This window comes from Enterobacter sp. BRE11 (genome assembly GCF_031844285.1).
Taxonomy (GTDB): Bacteria; Pseudomonadota; Gammaproteobacteria; order Enterobacterales; family Enterobacteriaceae; genus Pantoea.
Genome location: NZ_JAUZUX010000007.1, coordinates 146069 through 166872, shown reverse-complemented (window position 1 = coordinate 166872; position 20804 = coordinate 146069). Strand labels below are relative to the sequence as shown.

Genomic DNA, 20804 nt, shown 5'->3' with positions numbered 1-20804 from the left:
AGGATTAAACATAATCTTCAGGGAAAACGGAGCGTTATGAACTTTCTTGGCTGGATGGCGGCCACCGGCTGCCTTCTGTTATTAATGTCGCTGGCGTCGGGATGGATCCATCGCGGGCCAGTGACGTCGTTTGGGCTTTACCTGTTAGCCGGGATCCTCTGCGGACCCTGGGTGTTCGACGTCGTGCAGATCGATATTCTGAAACATTCGGAAGCCGCCGCGCATATCACTGAAATCACCATGGCGGCCTCGCTGTTTATCACCGGGCTGAAGCTGCGCCTGCCGCTGCGCACGCACAGCTGGCGCCTCGGTATGCGGCTCGCCTTTCCGGCAATGCTGCTGACGGTCGGCGGTATGATGCTGCTGGCGCACTGGCTTGTAGGCTTTGACTGGCCGCTGGCGCTGGCGTTCGGCGCGATTGTCGCGCCGACCGATCCGGTGCTGGCGAGCCTGATTTCCGTTAACGACGCGCGCGACGACGATGCGCTGCGCGTGGCGCTCTCCAGCGAAGCGGGCATGAACGATGGATCGGCGCTGCCGCTGCTGGTCCTGGCGCTGCTGCTGTTTAACGGCGAAAGCCTTACCTGGAGCAGCATTGGGCACTGGACGGCGGTTGAGGTGATCTGGGGCATCGGCGCCGGTCTGGCGCTCGGCTTTCTGTTTGGCCGCCTTGTGGGTTTGCTGGCGACGCGGCTGCGCAGCGCGCACGGCGACGTGGCGCCCAATGATTTTCTCGCGCTGGCGCTGATTGCCCTGAGCTATGCGGCAGCCGAAACCATCGGGGCGTCTGGCTTTCTGGCGACCTTTGCCGCCGGTATCGGGCTGCGTCGCGCCGAACTGCGCGTGTTTAAAGCCTACCCGCCGGAAGAGCTGAGCGAAGAGCAGCGGGTGCTGCCCGCCGAGGCGCTGGTCAATCCCAACAACCGCCTGGAGCACGCGGGTGAAAGCGGCGGGATGGTGAAATCGGTCGGGCTGGTGGTCAGCGACGCGCTCTCGTTTGGTGATACGATTGAGCGGCTGCTGGCGGCGGCGATGATGGTGGTGCTGGGCGTGACGCTGGCCCACCACTGGAACCTCGACGGCATCCTGCTGGGACTGGCATTATTTATCGTGGTGCGCCCGCTGGCGGTCTGGCTGACGACGCTGCGCTGCGGCATTCCGCCGGTGCGCCGTCTGCTGATCGGCTGGCTGGGAATTCGCGGTATCGGCAGTATTAACTACATCGCCTTCGCCTGGGTACACGGCATGGCGGGACAACAGGCCGAAACAATGGTTGATATGGCGCTGACACTGGTGGTGTGCAGCATTGTCATTCATGGCGTGACGGTCACGCCGCTGCTGAACTGGCGCTCGGCGCGCCTTTCCGCCCGGCAGAACGATGAGTAGACCGTCACCCGACTAAAACAGGAGTGAATATGAAAAAGCCGTTATTGATTCTACTGGGGATGCTGGCGTCATCCGCTGCGCTGGCCGCTGACGATGACACCAATATCCCGCAGGAGAACGTCTATGCCAGCAAGCTGTGCCATATCGTCAGCGGGGAGACCCAGGTCGGCACGGCGGATGCTTACGTGCAGAAAATGAAGAGCTATACCGCGATGAGCAAATCTTCCAGCGCCATGAATCAGCCGGAGTTTGATGAAGATATTGCTAACGAAGTGGCGAACGCCTGGCTGCAGCTGGGCGAAGATGAGCGCGGCAAACTCCGCGCCGACGAGCAGCTTTGCGAGCAAACGGTGATGACGCAGTTTCAGCAGGAAGATTAAGCCGCCTGCTTACGCTGCACAAACGCGCCTCAGGGCGCGTTTTTTTGTGGCATTTTGTGCCGAATTGCGTACATAATCGCCAGCAATTGATATGCGTCACATAATAACAGCGCCGCCATAGACAGGCGCGTCTGAATCAGCGACTGGCATTGACTCAACGGGCATCATGATCACGCGTCGACACTTTCTTTTGGGTTCCGGGGCCCTCCTTCTTTCCATGACCGCAGGCAAACTCTTTGCCCGTGATGAGGTCATTCCCCTGTGGCCGGACGAGCCGCCGGGCGGCGGCGGGCCGTCTGGGCCGCTGCGCGTTAACAAATACGGCTCCTGGTCGAATATTGTCAGCCCGACCATCCAGCGGTTTAAACCGGAAAATCCCAACGGCGAAGCGGTGCTGATCGCGGCGGGCGGCGGCTATAAGTTTATCGGCATGGGGCGCGAGGCCTGGCCAGTGGCGCGCTGGCTTAACAGCAACGGCTATACCGCCTATGTGCTGAGCTATCGCCTGCCGGAAGAGAAGTGGCAGGCGGGCCATCTCGCGCCGCTGCAGGATGCGCAGCGCGCCATTCGCCTGGTGCGTTCGCTGGAGCGTAAAGTGCACGTGCTGGGATTCTCCGCTGGCGGGCATCTGCTCGGCATGGCGGCGGCGCGTCCAGATTTCCGCTCCTATGATCCGCAGGATGAGCTGGATCAGGTGGTGCCGAAAGTCGACAGCGTCGGTTTGATCTATCCGGTGATTACCCTGGAAGCGCCCTATACCCATACCACCACGCACCGCATTCTGGTGGGCAACGGCGCGACGCCGGCAGAAGAGGCGAACTGGTCGGTACAGAACTATGTGACGCGCAGCTATCCGCCTACCTTTCTGGCGCAGGCGGAGGATGACCCCGTCTCTAATCCGTATAACACTGAGCTGATGCGCGATACCTGCCGACGCAACCGCGTGCCGGTGGAGCTGATTGAGATCAGCCGCGGCGGCCACGGCTTCGGCCTTGGCAAGGCGGGCACGCCTGCCGCCCTGTGGGATCAGGCCTACGCGCGCTGGCTCGACCGCCTCAGCTGATCGGGCCAGTATCCGGCGGCTGATTGTCTCCTTCGCCGCCAACGTGTTTATGCCGCTTTCCCGATGCCGATTTTTCCAAAAGGCTGAGAAAAAACCTTTTCTATCAACTCTCTAAAATAAATTTTAATAACTTGTAAAATTCTTTCCGTTATCTCTTAACAGCCCGCCTGCGTAAAGTTCATCTCAATGGAAACACAACATCGCAAACCCTTGAGAGGAATAAGATCATGTCTAAATTCGACCTGCTGGACCCGCAAAACTCGACCCTGATTTTTATCGACCACCAGCCGCAGATGTCTTTCGGCGTGGCAAATATCGATCGCCAGCAGCTTAAAAATAATACCGTCGCCCTGGCCAAGGCCGGAAAAATCTTTAACGTGCCGGTGATTTATACCTCGGTCGAAACCGAAAGCTTTAGCGGCTATATCTGGCCGGAACTGCTGGCGGTCCATCCAGAGTCGAAGCCGATTGAACGTACCTCGATGAACTCCTGGGAAGATGCGAAATTCGTTGAGGCCGTAGAGAAAACCGGACGCAAGAAGCTGATTATCTCTGCGCTCTGGACGGAAGTTTGTCTGACGTTCCCGGCGCTGATGGCCATGAAAGAGGACTATGAAGTCTATGTGGTGACGGACACCTCTGGCGGCACCAGCGTCGACGCTCATGAGCGCTCGGTGCAGCGTATGGTGCAGGCTAGCGCCATCCCGGTCACCTGGCAGCAGGTGCTGCTTGAGTACCAGCGCGACTGGTCACGTAAAGAGACCTATGACGCGGTGATGGATCTGGTGCGCGAACACAGCGGCGCATATGGCATGGGCGTCGATTACGCCTACACCATGGTGCATAAAGCGCCGGCGCGTCAGGCCTGATTTTTACAGCATAAATAACGATTGGGCGAAGGTTCAGCATTGGGCCTTTGCCCTTTATTATCTGTGACTTACCGGTCTCGCTAATGACACTGTTTTTCAGCTGTGTCAGGCTCTGGAGACGTTTTTTTCAGAGTCAGGAAAGATGAAGAAGAAAAACAGTACGCCGACCCCGCACGATGCTACCTTCCGGCAGTTTCTCAGCCAGCCAGATGTTGCGCGCGATTTTATGGAGCTTCATCTTCCGGCGACGCTACGCGCTATATGCGACCTGAGTACGCTGAAGCTGGAGTCCGGCTCGTTTGTTGAGGATGACCTGCGTCCGTACTTCAGCGATGTGCTCTACAGCCTGAAAACCACCAGCGGTGATGACAGCTACGTGCATGTCCTTATTGAACATCAGTCGACGCCGGACAGGCATATGGCGTTTCGGCTGCTGCGTTATGCGGTGGCTGCGATGAAACGTCACCTTGATGCAGGGCACAAGAGACTGCCGCTGGTGGTTCCGCTGCTGTTTTACGCCGGTAAGCGCAGCCCGTATCCGTTCTCTACCCGCTGGCTGGATGCGTTCAGCGATCCGACGCTGGCGGAAAAGGTTTATAGCAATCCTTTTCCGCTGGTAGACGTTACTGTTATCGCTGACGATGAGATAGCCGAGCATCGCAGCATGGCCGCGCTTACCCTGCTGCAAAAACATATCCATCAGCGCGATTTGTCGGAGGTGATGGACAGACTGGCGTCAGTTTTGCTGGCGGGCTGGCTCTCTTCATCACAGATAATATCGCTGGTACACTATATTGTTCAGGCAGGCGAAACCGCAGACGCCAGCGCCTTTGTCCGCGAACTGGCTCAGCGGATACCGCAACAGGAGGACGCACTGATGACTATTGCAGAACAGCTCAGGCAGGAAGGCCGTAAAGAAGGTGAGCTTAAAGGCAAGCTCGAAGGGAAACTCGAAGGAAAGCTCGAAGGCAAGCTTGAAGGGAAGCTCGAAGGGAAAATGGAGGTGGCGCGCAGCTTGCTAAAAATGAAGCTGACACGTGAGGCAATTTTGCAGGCTACGGGGTTGACTGAAGAGGAGCTGAATCGCGCCCAGTTAGCATGATATCACCACAGATGCTGCGCCTTTGCCCGCCTGGCACAGCGGATACCGCAACAGGAGGACGCACTGATGACCATTGCAGAACAGCTCAGGCAAGAAGGCCGCAAAGCAGGTGAGCTTGAAGGCAAGCTTGAAGGGAAAATGGAAGTTGCGCGCAGCCTGCTGAAAATGAACATGCCGCGCGAGACGATTATGCAGGCCACCGGGCTGACGGAAGAAGAGCTGAACCGCATTCAGCCAGCCTGACGAAATAACGTTTCGCCACTACGCTTAGGGCCAGCATCCGCTGGCCCCTCTCTCCGCGCTGGATCAGCGCATCGTCACAAACTCTTCCGCCGCCGTCGGATGGATCGCCACGGTATTGTCGAAATCTTTCTTCGTCGCGCCCATCTTTAACGCCACCGCAAAGCCCTGCAGCATCTCGTCCATGCCGGAACCAATGCCGTGAATACCGACGATCTTCTCCTCTGCGCCAACGCAGACCAGCTTCATGCGGCACGGCTGGCGGTGCTGCGTAACGGCGGTATACATGGCGGTAAATGAAGATTTATAGACCTTCACCTGATCGTCGCCATACTGCTCGCGCGCCTGCGGTTCCGTCAGGCCAACGGTGCCGATTGGCGGATGGCTGAACACCACGGTCGGTACGTTGCTGTAATCCAGATGTTCATCCGGTTTGTTGTTGAACAGGCGCTCTGAGAGACGACGACCCGCTGCGACCGCAACCGGCGTCAGCTCGACCGCGCCGGTATTGTCGCCAACCGCATAAATGCCGTCGACGTTGGTATTCTGATACTTATCGACCTTGATATAGCCTTTTTCATTCAGCGCCACGCCGGTCACCGCCAGGTTCAGGTTGTCAGTCGCCGGTTCGCGGCCGATGGCCCACACCAGGCAGTCGACGGTCTGCTCGCGCCCGTCTTCCAGCTGCAGCGTCAGGCTACCATCGGCGTTCTTCACCACCGCTTTCGGCACGGCGTGGGTGTGCAGCGTCGGGCCTTCGGCGTTCATCACTTCCACCAGCGTGTCGGTGATCAGCGGATCGAAGCTGCGCAGCGGCGCGTGCTTGCGCACGAACAGATGCGTTTCGGAACCCAGCGCGTTAACCACGCCCGCCAGCTCGACGGCGATATAGCCCGCACCGATGACCGCGGTACGCTTTGGCAGCGCGTCCAGTTCGAAGAAGCCGTCAGAGTCGATGCCGTATTCCGCGCCTGGCACGTCGGGATGGCTCGGACGGCCGCCGGTGGCGATCAGAATATGGTCGGCGGTAATGCGCTCGCCGTTCACTTCCACGGTATGGGCGTCGACAAAACGGGCGAAGCCCTTGATGACGTCGACGCTGTTTTTGCCCAGTACGTTATCGTACGAGGTGTGAATGCGATCGATGTAGGCGCTGCGATTTTTTACCAGCGTCTTCCAGTCGAAGTGGTTTACCGTGGTATCGAAGCCGTAATCCGGACCGTAGAGATGGATCGCCTCGGCGATCTGCGCCGCGTGCCACATCACTTTTTTCGGAACACAACCCACATTCACGCAGGTGCCGCCCAGCTCTTTGGCTTCAATCAGAGCGCACTTCTGGCCATACATGGCAGCACGGTTAATCGAAGCGATGCCGCCGCTGCCGCCGCCAATGGCGAGGTAGTCATAATGTCGTGTCATGGTGTGTCCATCCGGTTGCAAGAGTTGGTCGGGATTGTAACGCTGAGAGGCGAGACGGCGCAAAGATTGCGCCTATGATTGTAATAGGGTTGAATTCTCCTCTCACTGACAGGGAAGCATAGCATGCAGCTTACATTTCTTGGCACCGGCGGCGGCGCGCCCAGCCTGCAACGCAACGTCACCTCCATTGCTTTTACCTATTCGCCGCGCGGCGACACCTGGCTCTTCGACTGTGGCGAAGGGACGCAGCTCCAGTACATGCGTTCGCCGCTCAGACCAGGGCGCATGAACAAAATCTTTATTACTCATCTGCACGGCGACCATATTTTCGGCCTGCCCGGTCTGCTCACCAGTCGCTCCATGGGCGGCATTACCGAGCCGCTGACCATTTACGGACCTGAAGGCATCCGGCGCTTTGTCGACACTGCGCTGTCGCTCAGCGGCTCCTATACCGACTACCCGCTGGAAATCGTCGAGATTGAAGCGGGGCCGGTGCTCGACGACGGTGAATTCCGCGTCAGCGCCTGGCCGCTGGTGCATCCGCTGACCTGCTTCGGCTACCGCATCGAGCAGCACGATAAGCCGGGCTTTCTCGATGCCGCGCGCCTGAAAGAAGAGGGGGTGCCGCGCGGGCCGTGGTATCAGCAGCTCAAAGCGGGAGAGCGCGTCACGCTGGAGGATGGACGGGTGATCAACGGCGCGGACTATCTCGGTCCGGCGACCCGAGGCAAAACCCTGGCGATTTTCGGCGATACCGCGCCGACGCCGATGGCGCTGCAGCTGGCGGCCGATGTCGATCTGATGGTGCATGAAGCAACGCTGGAGGCGGCCCTGCAGGAGAAGGCCAACGGGCGCGGCCACTCCACGACGCTACAGGCGGCGCAGGTGGCGAAAGAGGCGGGTGCAAAGCGCCTGATCGCCACACATTTCAGCTCGCGCTATCTGCCGCGCGACATGCCGCGTTTGCTGGAGGAGTGCCGCTCAATATTTCCGAATACCGAGCTGGCACAGGATCTGGCGGTGTTTACGCTGTAGCTTATTCCGGCACCAGCTGTGTCACGGTGGCGTGGCCGATTCCGGCAGGCACCAGCTTCTGGTGCAGCCAGGGCAGCAGCTCGTTCATCTGCTGCGCCAGCTTCCACGGCGGGTTGACGACGATCATGCCCGATGCGGTCATGCCGCGCTGATCGCTGTCCGGACGCACCGCCAGCTCAATCTGCAGAATATTACGGATGCCGGTCGCCTCGAGATCGCGCAGCATATGCTTGATCTGCTGACGCAGCACCACCGGATACCAGAGCGCATAAACGCCAGTGGCGAAGCGCTTGTGGCCCTCATGGATCGCCTTTACCACCGCCTGATAATCGCTTTTCAGCTCATAGGGAGGATCGATCAGGATCAGGCCGCGGCGGGTCGGCGGCGGCAGTTTCGCCTTCAGCTGCTGGTAGCCGTCGGCGCGCTCGACGCGGGCGCGGCTGTCTTTCAGAAACTCGCCGCGCAGCAGCGGGTAGTCGCTGGAGTGCAGTTCGGTAAGCTGCAGCTTATCCTCTGCGCGCAGCAGGTGGCGCGCGATCAGCGGCGAGCCAGGATAGTAGCGCAGCGTGCCGTTGGGGTTCAGGTCGCGAATCGCGTTGAAGTAGGGCTTCAGCAGCTCCGGCGCGTCCGGCTGCTGCCAGATGCGGGCGATACCTTCCAGATACTCGCCGGTCCGCTCGGCGTGCTCGCCGCTCAGCAGATAACGGCCTGCGCCAGCATGGCTGTCGAGGTAGAGGAACGGCTTTTCTTTCTCTTTCAGTGCGCTGATGATCAGGCTCTGTACGGTGTGTTTCAGCACGTCGGCATGATTGCCGGCGTGAAAACTGTGGCGATAGCTCAGCATAACAGTGGGGATTCCGCGTTGGCGTAAAAAGGCGTACTGCAAGTAAGCGGGATTATACCTGCTGAAGGCAAAAAATGCTGGCCGATTCTCCGTCACCTGCCCGCGCGACACGTTTCTTCGCGGCGCAGCCTGGCTGGCATTGATTTTCGCTACACTTAACCGCATGTTAGTAAGATTGCGTTGCGCGCCTCGCGCGCCCCATACATTGAACAAGGACTGCGCTATGACCAATCCATTACTCCAGCCTTTTACGCTGCCGCCTTTCTCCGCCATTCAGCCTGAGCATGTGGTGCCTGCCGTGACCGAGGCGCTGAACGAATGTCGCGCGGCGGTGGAGAAGGTGGTGGCGCAGGGCGCGCCCTACACCTGGGACAACCTGGTGCAGCCGCTGGCTGAGGTCGACGACCGTCTCGGCCGCATTTTCTCGCCGGTCAGCCATCTTAACTCGGTGAAAAACAGCCCGGAGCTGCGTCAGGCCTATGAGCAGACGCTGCCGCTGCTTTCCGAATACAGCACCTGGGTTGGCCAGCATGAAGGGCTCTACCAGGCCTATCGCGATCTGAAAGAGGGCGAGAGCTTCGCCGCGCTCGACGTGGCGCAGCAGAAAGCGGTCGATAATGCGCTGCGCGATTTTGAGCTCTCCGGCATTGGCCTCGATAAAGAGAAGCAGCAGCGCTACGGCGAGATTGCCGCGCGTCTTTCTGAGCTGGGCTCCGTCTACAGCAACAACGTGCTGGACGCAACCATGGGCTGGAGCAAACTGATCGCTGACGAAAGCGAACTCTCCGGCATGCCGGAAAGCGCGCTGGCAGCGGCGAAAGCGCAGGCCGAAGCCAAAGATCAGGAAGGCTGGCTGCTGACGCTGGATATTCCAAGCTATCTGCCGGTGATGACCTACTGCGACAACGCCGCACTGCGCGAAGAGATGTACCGCGCCTATTCGACGCGCGCCTCCGATCAGGGGCCGAACGCCGGTAAATGGGACAACGGCCCGATCATGGCGGAAGAGCTGGCGCTGCGTCACGAGCTGGCGCAGCTGCTGGGCTTCGACTCCTACGCCGACAAATCGCTGGCGACCAAGATGGCGGAAAACCCGTCGCAGGTGCTCGACTTCCTGAACGATCTGGCGGAACGTGCCCGTCCGCAGGCGGAAAAAGAGCTGACGCAGCTGCGCGCCTTTGCCCAAAAAGAGTACGGCGTCAGCGAACTGAATCCGTGGGATCTCACCTACTACGGCGAAAAACAGAAGCAGCATCTCTACACCATCAGCGACGAACAGCTGCGCCCTTACTTCCCGGAAGCGCGCGCCGTTAACGGCCTGTTTGAGGTGGTTAAACGCATTTACGGCATCACCGCCAAAGAGCGTACCGACGTCGATGTTTACCATCCTGACGTGCGCTTCTTCGATCTGTTCGATGAGAGCGGCGAGCTGCGCGGCAGCTTCTATCTCGACCTCTACGCGCGTGAGCACAAGCGCGGCGGTGCCTGGATGGATGACTGCGTCGGCCAGATGCGCAAAGCCGACGGCACGCTGCAGAAGCCGGTCGCTTATCTCACCTGCAACTTCAACCGTCCGGTGAACGGCAAGCCCGCGCTCTTTACTCACGACGAAGTCACCACGCTGTTCCACGAATTCGGTCACGGTCTGCATCATATGCTGACGCGCATCGAAACCCCGGGAGTTTCCGGCATCAGCGGCGTGCCGTGGGATGCGGTCGAACTGCCGAGCCAGTTTATGGAGAACTGGTGCTGGGAGCCCGAGGCGCTGGCCTTTATTTCCGGCCACTATGAAACCGGCGAACCGCTGCCGGAAGCGCTGCTCGAGAAAATGCTGGCGGCGAAGAACTACCAGGCGGCGCTGTTTATCCTGCGTCAGCTGGAGTTCGGCCTGTTCGATTTCCGCCTGCACGCCGAGTTCGACCCGGCGAAAGGCGCACAGATCCTCGAAACCCTGCGCGAAGTGAAAAAGCGAGTGGCGGTGGTGCCGAGCCCGGAATGGGGCCGTTTCCCGCACGCCTTTAGCCATATCTTCGCAGGCGGCTATGCGGCGGGTTACTACAGCTATCTTTGGGCAGACGTGCTGGCGGCAGACGCCTATTCGCGCTTCGAGGAAGAGGGCATCTTTAACCGTCAGACCGGTCAGTCGTTCCTCGACAACATCCTGACGCGCGGCGGTTCGGAAGAGCCAATGGAGCTGTTCAAACGCTTCCGCGGCCGCGAGCCGCAGCTGGATGCGATGCTGGACCATTACGGCATCAAGGGATAACGGCTGCAGTGAAGATCTGTTTGATTGATGAATCGGGCGCCGGAGACGGCGCCTTGTCGCATCTGGCGCAGCGCTGGCAGCTGGAGCATGACGAAGGCTGCGTACTGACGCTGGTGCAGACGCCGACGCATCTTGAACTGCGCAAGCGTGACGAGCCGAAGCTGGGCGGCATTTTTGTCGACTTCGTCTCTGGCGCGATGGCGCACCGTCGCCGCTTTGGCGGCGGACGCGGCGAGGCGGTGGCAAAAGCGGTTGGCGTGAAGAGTGGTTATCTGCCGGACGTGGTGGATGCGACCGCCGGTTTAGGGCGCGATGCCTTCGTGCTGGCGGCGATTGGCTGCCGCGTGCGCATGCTGGAGCGTCATCCGGTCGTGGCGGCGCTGCTGGATGATGGCCTGCAGCGCGGCTATCAGGATGCGGAGATCGGCGGATGGCTGCGCGAGCGGCTGACTCTGATCCATGCGCCCAGCGCGCAGGCACTCGGCGAGATTACGCCTGCGCCGGACGTGGTCTATCTCGATCCGATGTATCCCCACCGGCAGAAGAGCGCGATGGTGAAAAAAGAGATGCGGGTGTTTCAGTCGCTGGTCGGTGCTGACGAGGATGCCGATGCGCTGCTGGCGCCTGCGCGCCGTCTGGCAAAGAAGCGTATCGTGGTGAAGCGCCCCGACTATGCGCCGCCGCTGGCGGGGGTCGCAACGCAGTCGGCGGTGGTGACTAAAAGTCATCGCTTCGATATTTATCCGTCGCTCGACCGGCAAATATAAAGCTCAGATTGCCCTAAATAAAAAAGCGTGCCTGATACAGCATCGGGCACGCTTTTAGCGGTTGAGCTTAATTTTATTTAATTTCAGGTGTGCTGCAGTTTTGAAATTAAATCAGGACGCCAGTTTGGTCAGGAAGCTTGAAAAAGAGGCGTGGAAACCTTTTGCAACGCTCAGGCCAAAAGCTTTATAAGAAAGGCCAATTTCCCGACCAATATCGGCGGTTTCCGTTAGCGTTTTTACCGTGCTGTCGAGCAAAGTCGACACCTGGGTCAGCGCTTCATTGACGTTTCCAATAAATTCATTCAGGCCTGCACCGCTTACCGCAGCAATTTCATTCTGGTTAATTTCTCTCATCATCAATATCCTTATCAAGTGGTTAAGCCATTTAATTATGCCCGAACTGCCGCTTATGCAGCAGCCAAAGCAGATTGAATATAATAAGCGTCCGCTATTTTGCATATAGTAAAATATTGATAATCGCCCGCCTGCCACACATCGTTAATTAACCAGGCGGCTATTAATAGCGGGCTGATGTTGTCATGAAAATAACGAGGGCTTTCTGGCTGGAGGCTAGTGGCGGCTGAACGTTCTGGCAATGAAACAGAACAGGGGTTTTGGCGGCGCTGAGCGCCTTAAAAAGGCAGACTTTTACGTCATGAGAGGCGAAAGGGAAACGATAAAAGCGGATATAGCGCAGGGGAAGCGTTAGCTCAACGGCTAAAAAAAGCCGACTCGCGCCGGCTTTTTTCGCAGCAGTTATTCGTCTTCTGCGTCGCGCAGCGGAACGATCAGCATATCAATATGCACGGTGTTAATCAGCTGGCGCGCCGACGACATCAGCTTGCTCCAGAAATCTTGATGGTGGCCGCACACCACTAAATCCACATCATATTTTTTAATCGCATCGACCAGCACCTGGCCGAGATCGCCGCTGCCGCTCAGGGTCTCGCTAATAGGGTAGCCTGCCGCATCCGACAGCCCACGCAGCGCGGTGTGGGTCTCTTCCGAGATACGCTTCTGCATATCGCCCAGATTGACGTCAATCAGGCCGGTGTAGAGATCGGAGTAGTTCACGTCGACGTGAATCAGCGAAATTTTGGCGTCATAGGGGCGCGCCAGCGAGACGGCTTTATCCACCAGCAGCTGGCTTTCGGGAGAAAGGTCTACCGCAATCAGGATATGTTTATAAGCCATGATATAACTCCTTTCACAAGATTCAGGATGGCGACCTGTCTTCCTCTCGCGTCATTGCCTGCGCAATCCTTTACGCGAACGGGCGATATGTGTCACCAGTTACCCTGTCGGCGTTCCCGACAGATAGTTGTTATGTCTTTAGTATAGCGGCGACGGTTAACAAATGCTGCTGTACGCGCTTCGGTTGTGAATAAGATCAAGGCTTAGCGCCTTTTTCGCTCGCGGCGAACGAAAATCATCGCTGGAAAAGAGTTTAAAACTTCTCCTACACTACAAATTAACGGTGGGACTTCTCAGGTGCCGACCGCGTAAGCTTGCTAAAAAACAGAGATCTGTTCAGGTCATTCAGTGGTCGGCTTTTCCCGTGGAGCATGAAGCGCAGCCGCGCTCCATTCCGTCTCCGCGGCTCCAGCTGGGAGGGAAATATGATCAGCACTATCGCGCTTTTCTGGGCTCTTTGTGTGGTGTGTATTGTGAATATGGCGCGCTACTTTTCTTCTTTGCGCGCGCTGCTGGCGGTGCTGCGAGGCTGCGATCCCTTACTCTATCAGTATGTCGACGGGGCTGGCTTTTTTACCTCGCACGGTCAGCCGAGCAAGCAGGTGCGGCTGGTGCGTTATATCTGGGCAAAACGTTATCTTGACCATCATGACGAGGAGTTTATTCGTCGCTGCGAGCTGGTGCGCGGTCAGTTCATCTTAACCAGCGCCTTGTGCGGGTTAGTGATCCTCAGCCTGATTTGTCTGGCGATCTGGCACTAGCAATAAAAAAGGGCGACCTGCGTCGCCTTTGATTTTTGTGCGTGGCTTATACCAGCTTCAGCGCCAGCCAGTAGAGGCTGCCTGACAGCACAATACAGACCGGCAGCGTAAAGACCCACGCCATGGCGATATTCTTGATGGTGCGGCTCTGTAGCCCGCCGCCGTCTACCAGCATGGTACCCGCGACTGACGACGACAGAATATGCGTGGTCGAAACCGGCATGCCCGTATAGCTGGCGATACCGATGGAAACCGCCGCGGTAACCTGCGCCGACATACCCTGCGCGTAGGTCATGCCTTTTTTACCAATCTTCTCGCCGATGGTGGTGGCGACGCGGCGCCAGCCGATCATGGTGCCGATGCCCAGCGCCAGCGCGACTGCCATGATGATCCATACAGGCGCATACTCGATGGTGCCCAGCAGATCGGTTTTCAGCTTGCCGAGGAAGCGTTTATCGTCGGCGCTGGTTTCCGGCAGCTTGGCCGCCTTGTCGGCGGTATCGGCGATGCACAGCAGCAGACGACGCATCTGACTGCGCTGCTCGACGCTAAGCTGCTCGTAGCTTTGCAGATTGGTATTCAGCAGGCCCTGTGCGCGCTGCACCGCCTGCAGCGCACGGGCGCTGTCGCAGTGGAACTCTTTCGGGCCGGACGCCGTCTCTTCCGGCGTCGGCAGGGCAGGCGGCGCCATCTGAACGATGTGCGTCAGCGCCTCGCTGTGCTGCTGATAATATTGTTCGAGGTGATTAACCGCGTCGCGCGTGCGCGTGATGTCGTAGCCGCTGGCGTTCATATTGACCACGAAACCTGCCGGCGCGACGCCAATCAGCACCAGCATAATCAGGCCGATGCCTTTCTGACCATCGTTAGCGCCGTGCGAGTAGCTGACGCCGATTGCCGACACGATCAGAGCGATACGCGTCCAGAACGGCGGCTTTTTCTTGCCGTCGATTTTTTCGCGATCAGCGGGCGTCATATGGATGCGTGCGCGCTTTTTGGTGCTGCTCCAGTAGCGACGCAGCAGGAAAATCAGGCTGCCTGCGATGATCAGACCGACAATCGGCGACAGAATCAGCGACAGAAAGATATTGATGACTTTAGGGATGTTCAGCGCGTCGATTACCGAGGTGCCGGTCATCAGCGCATTGGTCAGGCCGATGCCGATGATGGCGCCAATCAGCGTGTGCGAACTGGAGGCCGGCAGACCGAGATACCAGGTGCCGAGGTTCCAGATAATCGCTGCCAGCAGCATGGAAAAGACCATCGCCAGCCCGTGCGCAGAGCCAACATTTAATAGCAGGTCGGTAGGAAGCATATGCACGATAGCGTAAGCGACGCTTAAGCCACCCAGCAGAACGCCAAGGAAGTTAAATACGCCCGCCATCACCACAGCAAGCTGCGCGCGCATTGCGCGGGTATAGATCACCGTGGCAACTGCGTTGGCCGTGTCGTGAAAGCCGTTGATTGCTTCATAGAACAATACAAACAGCAGGGCAAGAACCAATAACAGGCCGGTACTGAGGTCAAGACCAGCGAACAAATGTAGCATACAGATTACGCCATTTTGAGGACATGAGCGCGGCGCATTATCTGCGACAACGCAGGGTATGGGAAAGCAAAATATAGCCTTGTTTTGACTTGAGAATGTATCAAGCTGCCCGGTTTCGCCTAAAAGTGCCGTAAAATGAACTGGTTACATTATGACATAATTACGACAATTTTTTGACGCTGGCGTCATGCAGAGCAGACCTCTACAATCAGCGCCTCTGAAAACAGGCGGGACAAAGGCAGTGGAAAAGTTTGACGTTATTATTATCGGTGCCGGCGCGGCGGGACTGTTTTGCGCGGCGCAGGCCGGGCAGCGAGGCCGACGCGTGCTGTTGCTGGATAACGGCAAAAAGCCCGGGCGCAAGATCCTGATGTCAGGCGGCGGGCGCTGCAACTTCACCAATATGTATACCGATCCGACCGCCTATCTGTCGCACAATCCCCACTTCTGCAAGTCCGCGCTGGCGCGCTACACCCAGTGGGATTTTATCGATCTGGTTAACCGTCATAACATTGCGTATCACGAAAAGACGCTGGGGCAGCTGTTCTGCGACGACTCGGCGGCGCAGATTGTCGATATGCTGACGGCGGAGTGTGAAAAGGGCAAGGTGACGCTGCGCCTGCGCAGCGAAGTGCTGAGCGTGGCGCGCGAAGCGTCGGGCTATACGCTGCAGCTCAACGGCGCGACGGTGCAGGCGGAAAAGCTGGTGATCGCCAGCGGCGGTCTCTCGATGCCGGGCCTGGGCGCCACGCCGTTCGGCTATAAGGTTGCCGAGCAGTTCGGCCTGAAGGTCTATCCGACCCGTGCCGCCCTGGTGCCTTTTACCCTGCATAAGCCGCTGCTGGAGCGGCTACAGACGCTCTCCGGCGTGGCGCTCGATACCACCATTGAGGCGCAGGACGGCACCCTGTTCAAAGAGGCGATGCTCTTCACCCACCGCGGCCTGTCTGGTCCGGCGGTGCTGCAAATCTCCAGCTACTGGCAGCCGGGCGAGCAGGTTACCGTTAACCTGTCGCCCGCCACCTCGATAGAAGAATTCATCAATGCGCAGCGCCAGGCGCATCCCAATCTGAGCCTGAAAAATAGCCTGGCGAAGCTGCTGCCGAAACGGCTGGTAGAGGTGTTGCAGGAGCTGGGGCAGGTGCCGGACGTCACGCTGAAGCAGCTTAACGGCAAGCAGCAGGCCGAACTGGCGCAGACGCTGCACCAGTGGCGCGTGCAGCCCAACGGCACAGAAGGCTATCGCACCGCCGAGGTGACGCTGGGCGGCGTTGATACCACGCTGCTCTCGTCGAAGACGATGGAAGCCCGCGACGTACCGGGACTCTATTTTATCGGCGAGGTGGTGGATGTGACCGGCTGGCTGGGCGGCTATAACTTCCAGTGGGCATGGAGTTCAGCCTGGGCGTGCGCGCAGGCGCTGTAAGATTTGAATGAAGGAGGCCAAAAATATATTTGGCCTTGATAAACTTGATTAAACATAATTTTTTGCTGTTGCTCTTAACGAATCAGTAAAATTATAGATATCATTAAGGTTGGCTATGGGATGGCGTGTTTCTTTTTTATCGATATCGAAAATGCCTATGTATAGCTGGCTTCGGTTGAAGTGAAGGCGACAAACAGGTTTGCGATTATTATCGTCAACTAAAATTCCAAAATAGCTTTGTGTATCGCGGTAGTTAATTCGGTCTGGCTCAATTATCTTCCTTATGATTGCTTTAACAATATGAAATCCTTCAATCTCTTTTTCAGTGGTAACAATTAAAGTACTTTCTTTATCCTCTTCTACAGACGGTAGGTTTGAGGTGTTAATGTCAGTTGTGCTTTGAATGGATGTGCCGCTTATCGCTGATTTAAGTCTTTCATTTACTTGATCGTTTAACCACTGGGTTGCCGCTTTCTTGGTAAGGTTTAAAAATAGTTCTTTAACCTTTTGAGTCATCATTCCTTCATAAACTTTCGATGCGAAAAGTCGAACGAACTCTTCTTCAGGATTATTAAACTGTATTGATATGAGTTTTTTTATTTGACTGATATATTTTAGTTCGCCTGCTGCATTAACAATTGATTCAACATCAAATGCGCTTTTAGTTAGTTTTACCAATTCTGGTACCAGATGTTCATCAATATCCAGCAAATCTAACTCAAGGAACGGCTTTTCATCCATTTTATTTGGCGCGTCAAGATCGGTAAAAATTTATAAGTTTGACCGTTTGTTAAAATAGAAATGCGCGCGTTTGTTACGTGGAAATAGCGAAATAGCTGCGATGCATGGTTAATGTTAAGTGGCTCGCCTATTTTTTACATTCGATAAGTATTTGGATGTCTCCATTTTTTAAAATGGCATAATCAATTTTTTCGCCCTTTTTTGTTCCTACATCGCAAACAAATTCGGGTATAACCTCTGTCGGATCAAAAACATCATAACCCAGTACCTGATTTATGAAAGGCATAACAAAAGCACTTTTAGTCGCTTCCTCTGTTTTAATAACAGAGGATTGTTGCCTGATTTTTTTTGCAAGCGCGCTAAGATTTTCAATGATATCCATAATTCACCATTAGTTGTGATGAGTGCATTTGATTTTTAAAGGAACTTTCTTTTTTATACAGTTAACACCAAGTAAGTTAAAAATCGCATAATAGAGTGTGATCATCCATAAAAAAGACGCACCGTAAGTCAGCAATCGTTATTGCTTATTTTTAATTGAATTATTTCTGTTTGTCAATTCTGTGTGATTTTGTTAAATTCGATAAAATACAACAAGTTAAGTAAATAAAGGCTGTCACCTTACGTAAAACTTTTAATTTTTATGTGTTAAGTCATGATTATAAATAGCTACCCATATTTAATATTGTAACAATTCTAATGCTAGCATTTAATATTGTGTGTTTTTTCTTTGTGGGGTTTTATCCTTTTTATGACAAAATCTAGCAGTTGGGATTTAGAAATGATTGCTTCAAATTTATGAAAATATTTTGATTTTGTTCAGTTTTAACAATTCTTGTTATCTTTTTTTTGCTGAAGTTACATTTTTTTACGAGTGCGCAGCTTTTACGAAAAAAATGAATTGAATTTTTAACTTTTTTGAACAAGATAAATGTTATATGAGAGTGAATTAACAGAATTAGTGTCATGTTTATTATGCGCTTTGTAATTTATTAAATTTCCTCTAAATCAATTCAATAGTAGTCAACAATACTTAACGTGTTTAATTATCTTTTGCTTGTTAAATCAAATGGATAGGAAATGTAAGGTTGATGGGTTGAAGGTGAGCATCCTATCCATTCATAAATGTAATATTCTTCGAAAAGACTGTTTTCTTACGCCTTACATTGCTTCTTGCTATAAACAGGCTTGGGATAAAAAATAAAATTTCCTATCACTTTACCGGCTTGCTCTCCTTCTGCCGCTTCGCTAATTAGCTGACTCGCAACACTTTTAGACTAATCCGCCTGGCGCGTTTGCCGCCCCGATTTCATACTTCTGATTTACCACAAAGGAGATCCGCCCCCAATGCTCACCTTTATGCGTTCCCTGTTTTCCAGCCCCGAGAGCTTTATCAGAGGCATGTCACGTCAGGATCTGAATGAATCCATCGCCGACGGCGAGCGCATCATCATTGATGAGGACGGCAACGCTTCGGTAAACGTGCTGAGTGAGGAAGTGCATGAGGATTTCGCCCGCCACGTCGAAACGCTAAAAGGAGTTTAAGATGGGTACGGCGATATTCATGGTGCTTATGGTCTGCGGCTACTGGTACACCAGCCGCGATCTCTCCAGTCGGTTCAAGGTCCGGCGCAGTATCGGCTGGGATGTCTATTTCCTGGTGGCGCTCTACGGCTGTATTTTCGTACTGCAAGGGATGCTAGCGACGGCTATCGTCTGGCTGCTGTTGCTGCTTGTTTCCAGTCTGGCCAATGCGCTGCAGATAATACCCGGCGAGCATCTACGCTGGCAGATGGAGTTTATGAACTGGAGCTTTCTTGGCATCCAGGCGCCGGTCGTGGTGATGCTCGCCTTCGCGGTGCTGTTCTGCATGTATCGCTCTAACTGGTCGGAAAGCGCACGTCTTAACAGCAGCGGACGGCAGGATCTCTATCAGCAGCTCTCTAAATCCAACGGCGTTGAGCAGCTGCTTTACCAGTGCATGCAAGAGGGCGAGCTGGCGTGGATCACGCTCAAGTCGCGCCGCATCTATATCGGTATGGTGCATGCCGCCACCTTTGAGTATGAGAACACCGCGAACATCGTGATTATTCCTATGCTCAGCGGCTATCGCGACAGCAAAACGCTCAGCATGTCGATTGAACATAACTACAGCCGCTGGTATGCAGAGCACGGCATTACGCTCACTTCCGAACCGAAAAACGCCATGGCATTCCGTAAGGTGCTGATGGTGGACCAGATAGAGAGTCTGTCGCTATTTGACCCGGCCAGCGCCAGTTCGCTGGCGATGACGCATCACGACGGCGTGCCGATGGAGATTGAAGGCTCCTTTACGCCACATTCTCTGCCGTAAACAGCCGCAGGGCGACGTTGCCGTCCAGATAGGTATCGGGCTGATAGCCGCTCTCCAGATGACGCAGCAGCAGCTCGATCGCCAGACGCGCGTGCTGCTGCGCGTTCTGATCCAGCGCAAAGTCCAGCTCATCATGACGCAGCAGCTGACGCGTAATTGAATAAAGCTCGTGGGTAATATAGCCGCACTGACCAAGAAGCTGATGGGCGCGCAGCGTTTCGCTCACTTCGCTGTTGCCCATCCCGGTGTTATACAGGCCCGCCACATGCTGCGACTGCGACAGACTCTGGTCCAGCAGCGTGCGGATGGTGTCGCGCTGATCGAGGCCGAACAGCACTTCGCGCAGATGACGCTGCGGCGCGCGCTGCATCATGACCTCGCGAAACCCCGCGATACGCTGACGGTGCGCCCAGTAATCGAAGCGGCCGCTCACCATCACAATATCGCCCGGCTGATGTACGATCTTGCTCATCAGCAAACCCGCGGTGCGACCGGCCTGGTATTGATCGATGCCGACGTGACAGAGGCGATCCGCGTCGGGCAGGTCGGTTACGATGGTGATAACCGGCACGCCGCGGCTGCGGCACAGCGCCAGCGCGCGATAGATGGGCGGGTAGTCATGGCCGAAAACGATGATGCCGTCGCGGGTGCTGCTGCGGGCGATAATGCTTTGCGCCAGCTTGTCCGGCTGTGACTCCGCGACCAGCGTTTTGTGCAGCGTAATACGCCGATAGCCCAGTTCGCCCGCCGCCTCGCCAAAATAGCGCACCAGCTGCTGGAAAAACGAGGAGCCGTTATTGCTGAGAAACACCTCTACCTGCCAGGGATGACGATACTCCTCCGGCAGTAATCGCTTGAGGCCAATATCGCGCGCCGCTTTTAATACCTTGCGCGTCGTCTCCGGGGATACCCCGCCGCGTTCGTTTAATACCCGATCAACGGTTGCGATGCCGACGCCCGCTATTTTTGCCACCATCTCAAGGGTGAGTTTTTTCATTATTACTCCAGGCATAACGTTATTTGTCATGCCGTTACCGCTGCGTACTTTACACGGGCGCCGTTTTACCGGCTGGCGTCTGTTAAACAGGATCGCTATTTTAATAAGTGTGCCAACCGTTGCGCTAGCCTGATTTAATGAAATTTTATGTCGCAGTTAACGCACGTTAATTCTGGCGAAAAATGCAGCGAATAAAATGCCGATCTAACGTGACGAGCGTTATTTCAGCACTCCTTCAGCATCTACGTTGATAACGCCGCCAGAAATGTGAAGTTTAACTTACTGAAAAAGTTGGTTTTATGTCGCCGGATGATGGCTTTACATCAACGCTGCGCTTTCCGAAAGTAGGTTAAAAATTTATGATTATTTTGTTGTTAATTGATTGATAGCGATTTTTTGTATTAACAACCAG

19 protein-coding genes and 1 pseudogene are annotated in these 20804 nt (G+C 55.5%); 13 read left to right on the top strand and 7 right to left on the bottom strand.

All coding sequences use genetic code 11. The features are described from left to right. Positions 1-36 precede the first annotated feature (36 nt). From Q9R34_RS09440 to Q9R34_RS09415, 6 genes are all read left to right on the top strand, one after another. Positions 37-1386, top strand: a complete 1350-nt coding sequence (locus Q9R34_RS09440) for a cation:proton antiporter (RefSeq protein WP_485893231.1) — start codon at positions 37-39, stop codon at positions 1384-1386. 29 nt (positions 1387-1415) lie between these two features. Continuing rightward, positions 1416-1766, top strand: a complete 351-nt coding sequence (locus tag Q9R34_RS09435) for a hypothetical protein (protein WP_434124752.1) — start codon at positions 1416-1418, stop codon at positions 1764-1766. A 166-nt stretch (positions 1767-1932) separates the two neighbouring features. Beyond that, a complete protein-coding gene (locus Q9R34_RS09430; RefSeq protein WP_434124753.1) occupies positions 1933-2829 on the top strand; it encodes an alpha/beta hydrolase in 897 nt (298 codons plus the stop codon). A gap of 227 nt (positions 2830-3056) precedes the next feature. Next, on the top strand, positions 3057-3698 hold the full coding sequence (locus Q9R34_RS09425) for a hydrolase (protein ID WP_485893228.1): 642 nt from the start codon (positions 3057-3059) through the stop codon (positions 3696-3698). A 142-nt stretch (positions 3699-3840) separates the two neighbouring features. Next, positions 3841-4800, top strand: coding sequence for an Rpn family recombination-promoting nuclease/putative transposase (locus Q9R34_RS09420; RefSeq protein ID WP_485893226.1), 960 nt, complete (start codon positions 3841-3843; stop codon positions 4798-4800). Between the two features lie 30 nt (positions 4801-4830). Beyond that, positions 4831-5043, top strand: coding sequence for an Rpn family recombination-promoting nuclease/putative transposase (locus Q9R34_RS09415; RefSeq protein WP_485893317.1), 213 nt, complete (start codon positions 4831-4833; stop codon positions 5041-5043). Between the two features lie 63 nt (positions 5044-5106). Here Q9R34_RS09415 and gorA read toward each other — a convergent pair whose 3' ends face one another. Continuing rightward, positions 5107-6459 carry a glutathione-disulfide reductase gene (gorA, locus tag Q9R34_RS09410; RefSeq protein ID WP_485893224.1) on the bottom strand — a complete coding sequence of 451 codons (1353 nt, stop codon included), beginning with the start codon at positions 6457-6459 and terminating at the stop codon, positions 5107-5109. A gap of 123 nt (positions 6460-6582) precedes the next feature. On the opposite strand from gorA, the gene rnz reads away from it, so the two are divergent. Beyond that, the gene (gene rnz, locus Q9R34_RS09405) at positions 6583-7494 is read left to right on the top strand and encodes a ribonuclease Z (protein ID WP_434124757.1); all 912 of its coding nucleotides are present in this window, start codon (positions 6583-6585) and stop codon (positions 7492-7494) included. 1 nt (position 7495) lies between these two features. Here the strand turns inward: rnz and Q9R34_RS09400 are convergent, their stop codons facing one another. Next, on the bottom strand, positions 7496-8338 hold the full coding sequence (locus tag Q9R34_RS09400; protein ID WP_485893222.1) for a 23S rRNA (adenine(2030)-N(6))-methyltransferase RlmJ: 843 nt from the start codon (positions 8336-8338) through the stop codon (positions 7496-7498). Positions 8339-8561: 223 nt separating this feature from the next. Between Q9R34_RS09400 and prlC the strand changes: the two genes are divergently transcribed. Together prlC and rsmJ are read left to right on the top strand one after the other, a co-directional pair. Beyond that, positions 8562-10604 (top strand): oligopeptidase A, encoded by a 2043-nt coding sequence (gene prlC, locus Q9R34_RS09395; protein ID WP_485893220.1) that lies wholly within the window; start codon positions 8562-8564, stop codon positions 10602-10604. Between the two features lie 8 nt (positions 10605-10612). Continuing rightward, positions 10613-11371: a 16S rRNA (guanine(1516)-N(2))-methyltransferase RsmJ gene (rsmJ, locus tag Q9R34_RS09390; protein WP_485893218.1), complete on the top strand. Its 759-nt coding sequence runs from the start codon at positions 10613-10615 to the stop codon at positions 11369-11371. Positions 11372-11482: 111 nt separating this feature from the next. Here the strand turns inward: rsmJ and Q9R34_RS09385 are convergent, their stop codons facing one another. Next, the gene (locus Q9R34_RS09385) at positions 11483-11728 is read right to left on the bottom strand and encodes a hypothetical protein (RefSeq protein ID WP_485893216.1); all 246 of its coding nucleotides are present in this window, start codon (positions 11726-11728) and stop codon (positions 11483-11485) included. A 399-nt stretch (positions 11729-12127) separates the two neighbouring features. After that, positions 12128-12565, bottom strand: coding sequence for a universal stress protein UspA (gene uspA / locus Q9R34_RS09380; RefSeq protein ID WP_033753318.1), 438 nt, complete (start codon positions 12563-12565; stop codon positions 12128-12130). Between the two features lie 425 nt (positions 12566-12990). Here uspA and uspB point away from each other — a divergent pair, with 425 nt between their 5' ends. Continuing rightward, positions 12991-13326: a universal stress protein UspB gene (gene uspB / locus Q9R34_RS09375; protein ID WP_485893214.1), complete on the top strand. Its 336-nt coding sequence runs from the start codon at positions 12991-12993 to the stop codon at positions 13324-13326. Between the two features lie 46 nt (positions 13327-13372). Here the strand turns inward: uspB and pitA are convergent, their stop codons facing one another. After that, positions 13373-14875 carry an inorganic phosphate transporter PitA gene (gene pitA, locus Q9R34_RS09370; protein WP_434124762.1) on the bottom strand — a complete coding sequence of 501 codons (1503 nt, stop codon included), beginning with the start codon at positions 14873-14875 and terminating at the stop codon, positions 13373-13375. Between the two features lie 241 nt (positions 14876-15116). Here pitA and Q9R34_RS09365 point away from each other — a divergent pair, with 241 nt between their 5' ends. Beyond that, on the top strand, positions 15117-16301 hold the full coding sequence (locus Q9R34_RS09365; protein ID WP_485893211.1) for a BaiN/RdsA family NAD(P)/FAD-dependent oxidoreductase: 1185 nt from the start codon (positions 15117-15119) through the stop codon (positions 16299-16301). A 48-nt stretch (positions 16302-16349) separates the two neighbouring features. Here the strand turns inward: Q9R34_RS09365 and Q9R34_RS09360 are convergent. Then, positions 16350-17424 (bottom strand): annotated as a pseudogene (locus Q9R34_RS09360) (type I restriction endonuclease). 965 nt (positions 17425-18389) lie between these two features. Between Q9R34_RS09360 and Q9R34_RS09355 the strand changes: the two are divergent. Together Q9R34_RS09355 and Q9R34_RS09350 are read left to right on the top strand one after the other, a co-directional pair. Further along, on the top strand, positions 18390-18587 hold the full coding sequence (locus Q9R34_RS09355) for a hypothetical protein (protein ID WP_033753308.1): 198 nt from the start codon (positions 18390-18392) through the stop codon (positions 18585-18587). A gap of 1 nt (position 18588) precedes the next feature. After that, a complete protein-coding gene (locus Q9R34_RS09350) occupies positions 18589-19395 on the top strand; it encodes a hypothetical protein (RefSeq protein WP_485893209.1) in 807 nt (268 codons plus the stop codon). Here the strand turns inward: Q9R34_RS09350 and Q9R34_RS09345 are convergent. Continuing rightward, positions 19373-20392, bottom strand: a complete 1020-nt coding sequence (locus Q9R34_RS09345; RefSeq protein ID WP_485893208.1) for a LacI family DNA-binding transcriptional regulator — start codon at positions 20390-20392, stop codon at positions 19373-19375. The genes Q9R34_RS09350 and Q9R34_RS09345 overlap by 23 nt on opposite strands. Positions 20393-20804 lie beyond the last annotated feature (412 nt).

Excerpts from the sequence above, each read along its gene's own strand:
- Q9R34_RS09350 (WP_485893209.1), top strand. The coding sequence starts at position 18,589 with ATGGGTACGGCGATATTCATGGTGCTTATGGTCTGCGGCTACTGGTAC.
- Q9R34_RS09435 (WP_434124752.1), top strand. The coding sequence starts at position 1,416 with ATGAAAAAGCCGTTATTGATTCTACTGGGGATGCTGGCGTCATCCGCT.
- Q9R34_RS09400 (WP_485893222.1), bottom strand. The coding sequence starts at position 8,338 with ATGCTGAGCTATCGCCACAGTTTTCACGCCGGCAATCATGCCGACGTG.
- Q9R34_RS09385 (WP_485893216.1), bottom strand. The coding sequence starts at position 11,728 with ATGATGAGAGAAATTAACCAGAATGAAATTGCTGCGGTAAGCGGTGCA.
- Q9R34_RS09430 (WP_434124753.1), top strand. The coding sequence starts at position 1,933 with ATGATCACGCGTCGACACTTTCTTTTGGGTTCCGGGGCCCTCCTTCTT.
- uspB (WP_485893214.1), top strand. The coding sequence starts at position 12,991 with ATGATCAGCACTATCGCGCTTTTCTGGGCTCTTTGTGTGGTGTGTATT.
- Q9R34_RS09440 (WP_485893231.1), top strand. The coding sequence starts at position 37 with ATGAACTTTCTTGGCTGGATGGCGGCCACCGGCTGCCTTCTGTTATTA.
- prlC (WP_485893220.1), top strand. The coding sequence starts at position 8,562 with ATGACCAATCCATTACTCCAGCCTTTTACGCTGCCGCCTTTCTCCGCC.
- gorA (WP_485893224.1), bottom strand. The coding sequence starts at position 6,459 with ATGACACGACATTATGACTACCTCGCCATTGGCGGCGGCAGCGGCGGC.
- rnz (WP_434124757.1), top strand. The coding sequence starts at position 6,583 with ATGCAGCTTACATTTCTTGGCACCGGCGGCGGCGCGCCCAGCCTGCAA.
- pitA (WP_434124762.1), bottom strand. The coding sequence starts at position 14,875 with ATGCTACATTTGTTCGCTGGTCTTGACCTCAGTACCGGCCTGTTATTG.
- uspA (WP_033753318.1), bottom strand. The coding sequence starts at position 12,565 with ATGGCTTATAAACATATCCTGATTGCGGTAGACCTTTCTCCCGAAAGC.
- Q9R34_RS09425 (WP_485893228.1), top strand. The coding sequence starts at position 3,057 with ATGTCTAAATTCGACCTGCTGGACCCGCAAAACTCGACCCTGATTTTT.
- Q9R34_RS09420 (WP_485893226.1), top strand. The coding sequence starts at position 3,841 with ATGAAGAAGAAAAACAGTACGCCGACCCCGCACGATGCTACCTTCCGG.
- Q9R34_RS09345 (WP_485893208.1), bottom strand. The coding sequence starts at position 20,392 with ATGAAAAAACTCACCCTTGAGATGGTGGCAAAAATAGCGGGCGTCGGC.
- Q9R34_RS09355 (WP_033753308.1), top strand. The coding sequence starts at position 18,390 with ATGCTCACCTTTATGCGTTCCCTGTTTTCCAGCCCCGAGAGCTTTATC.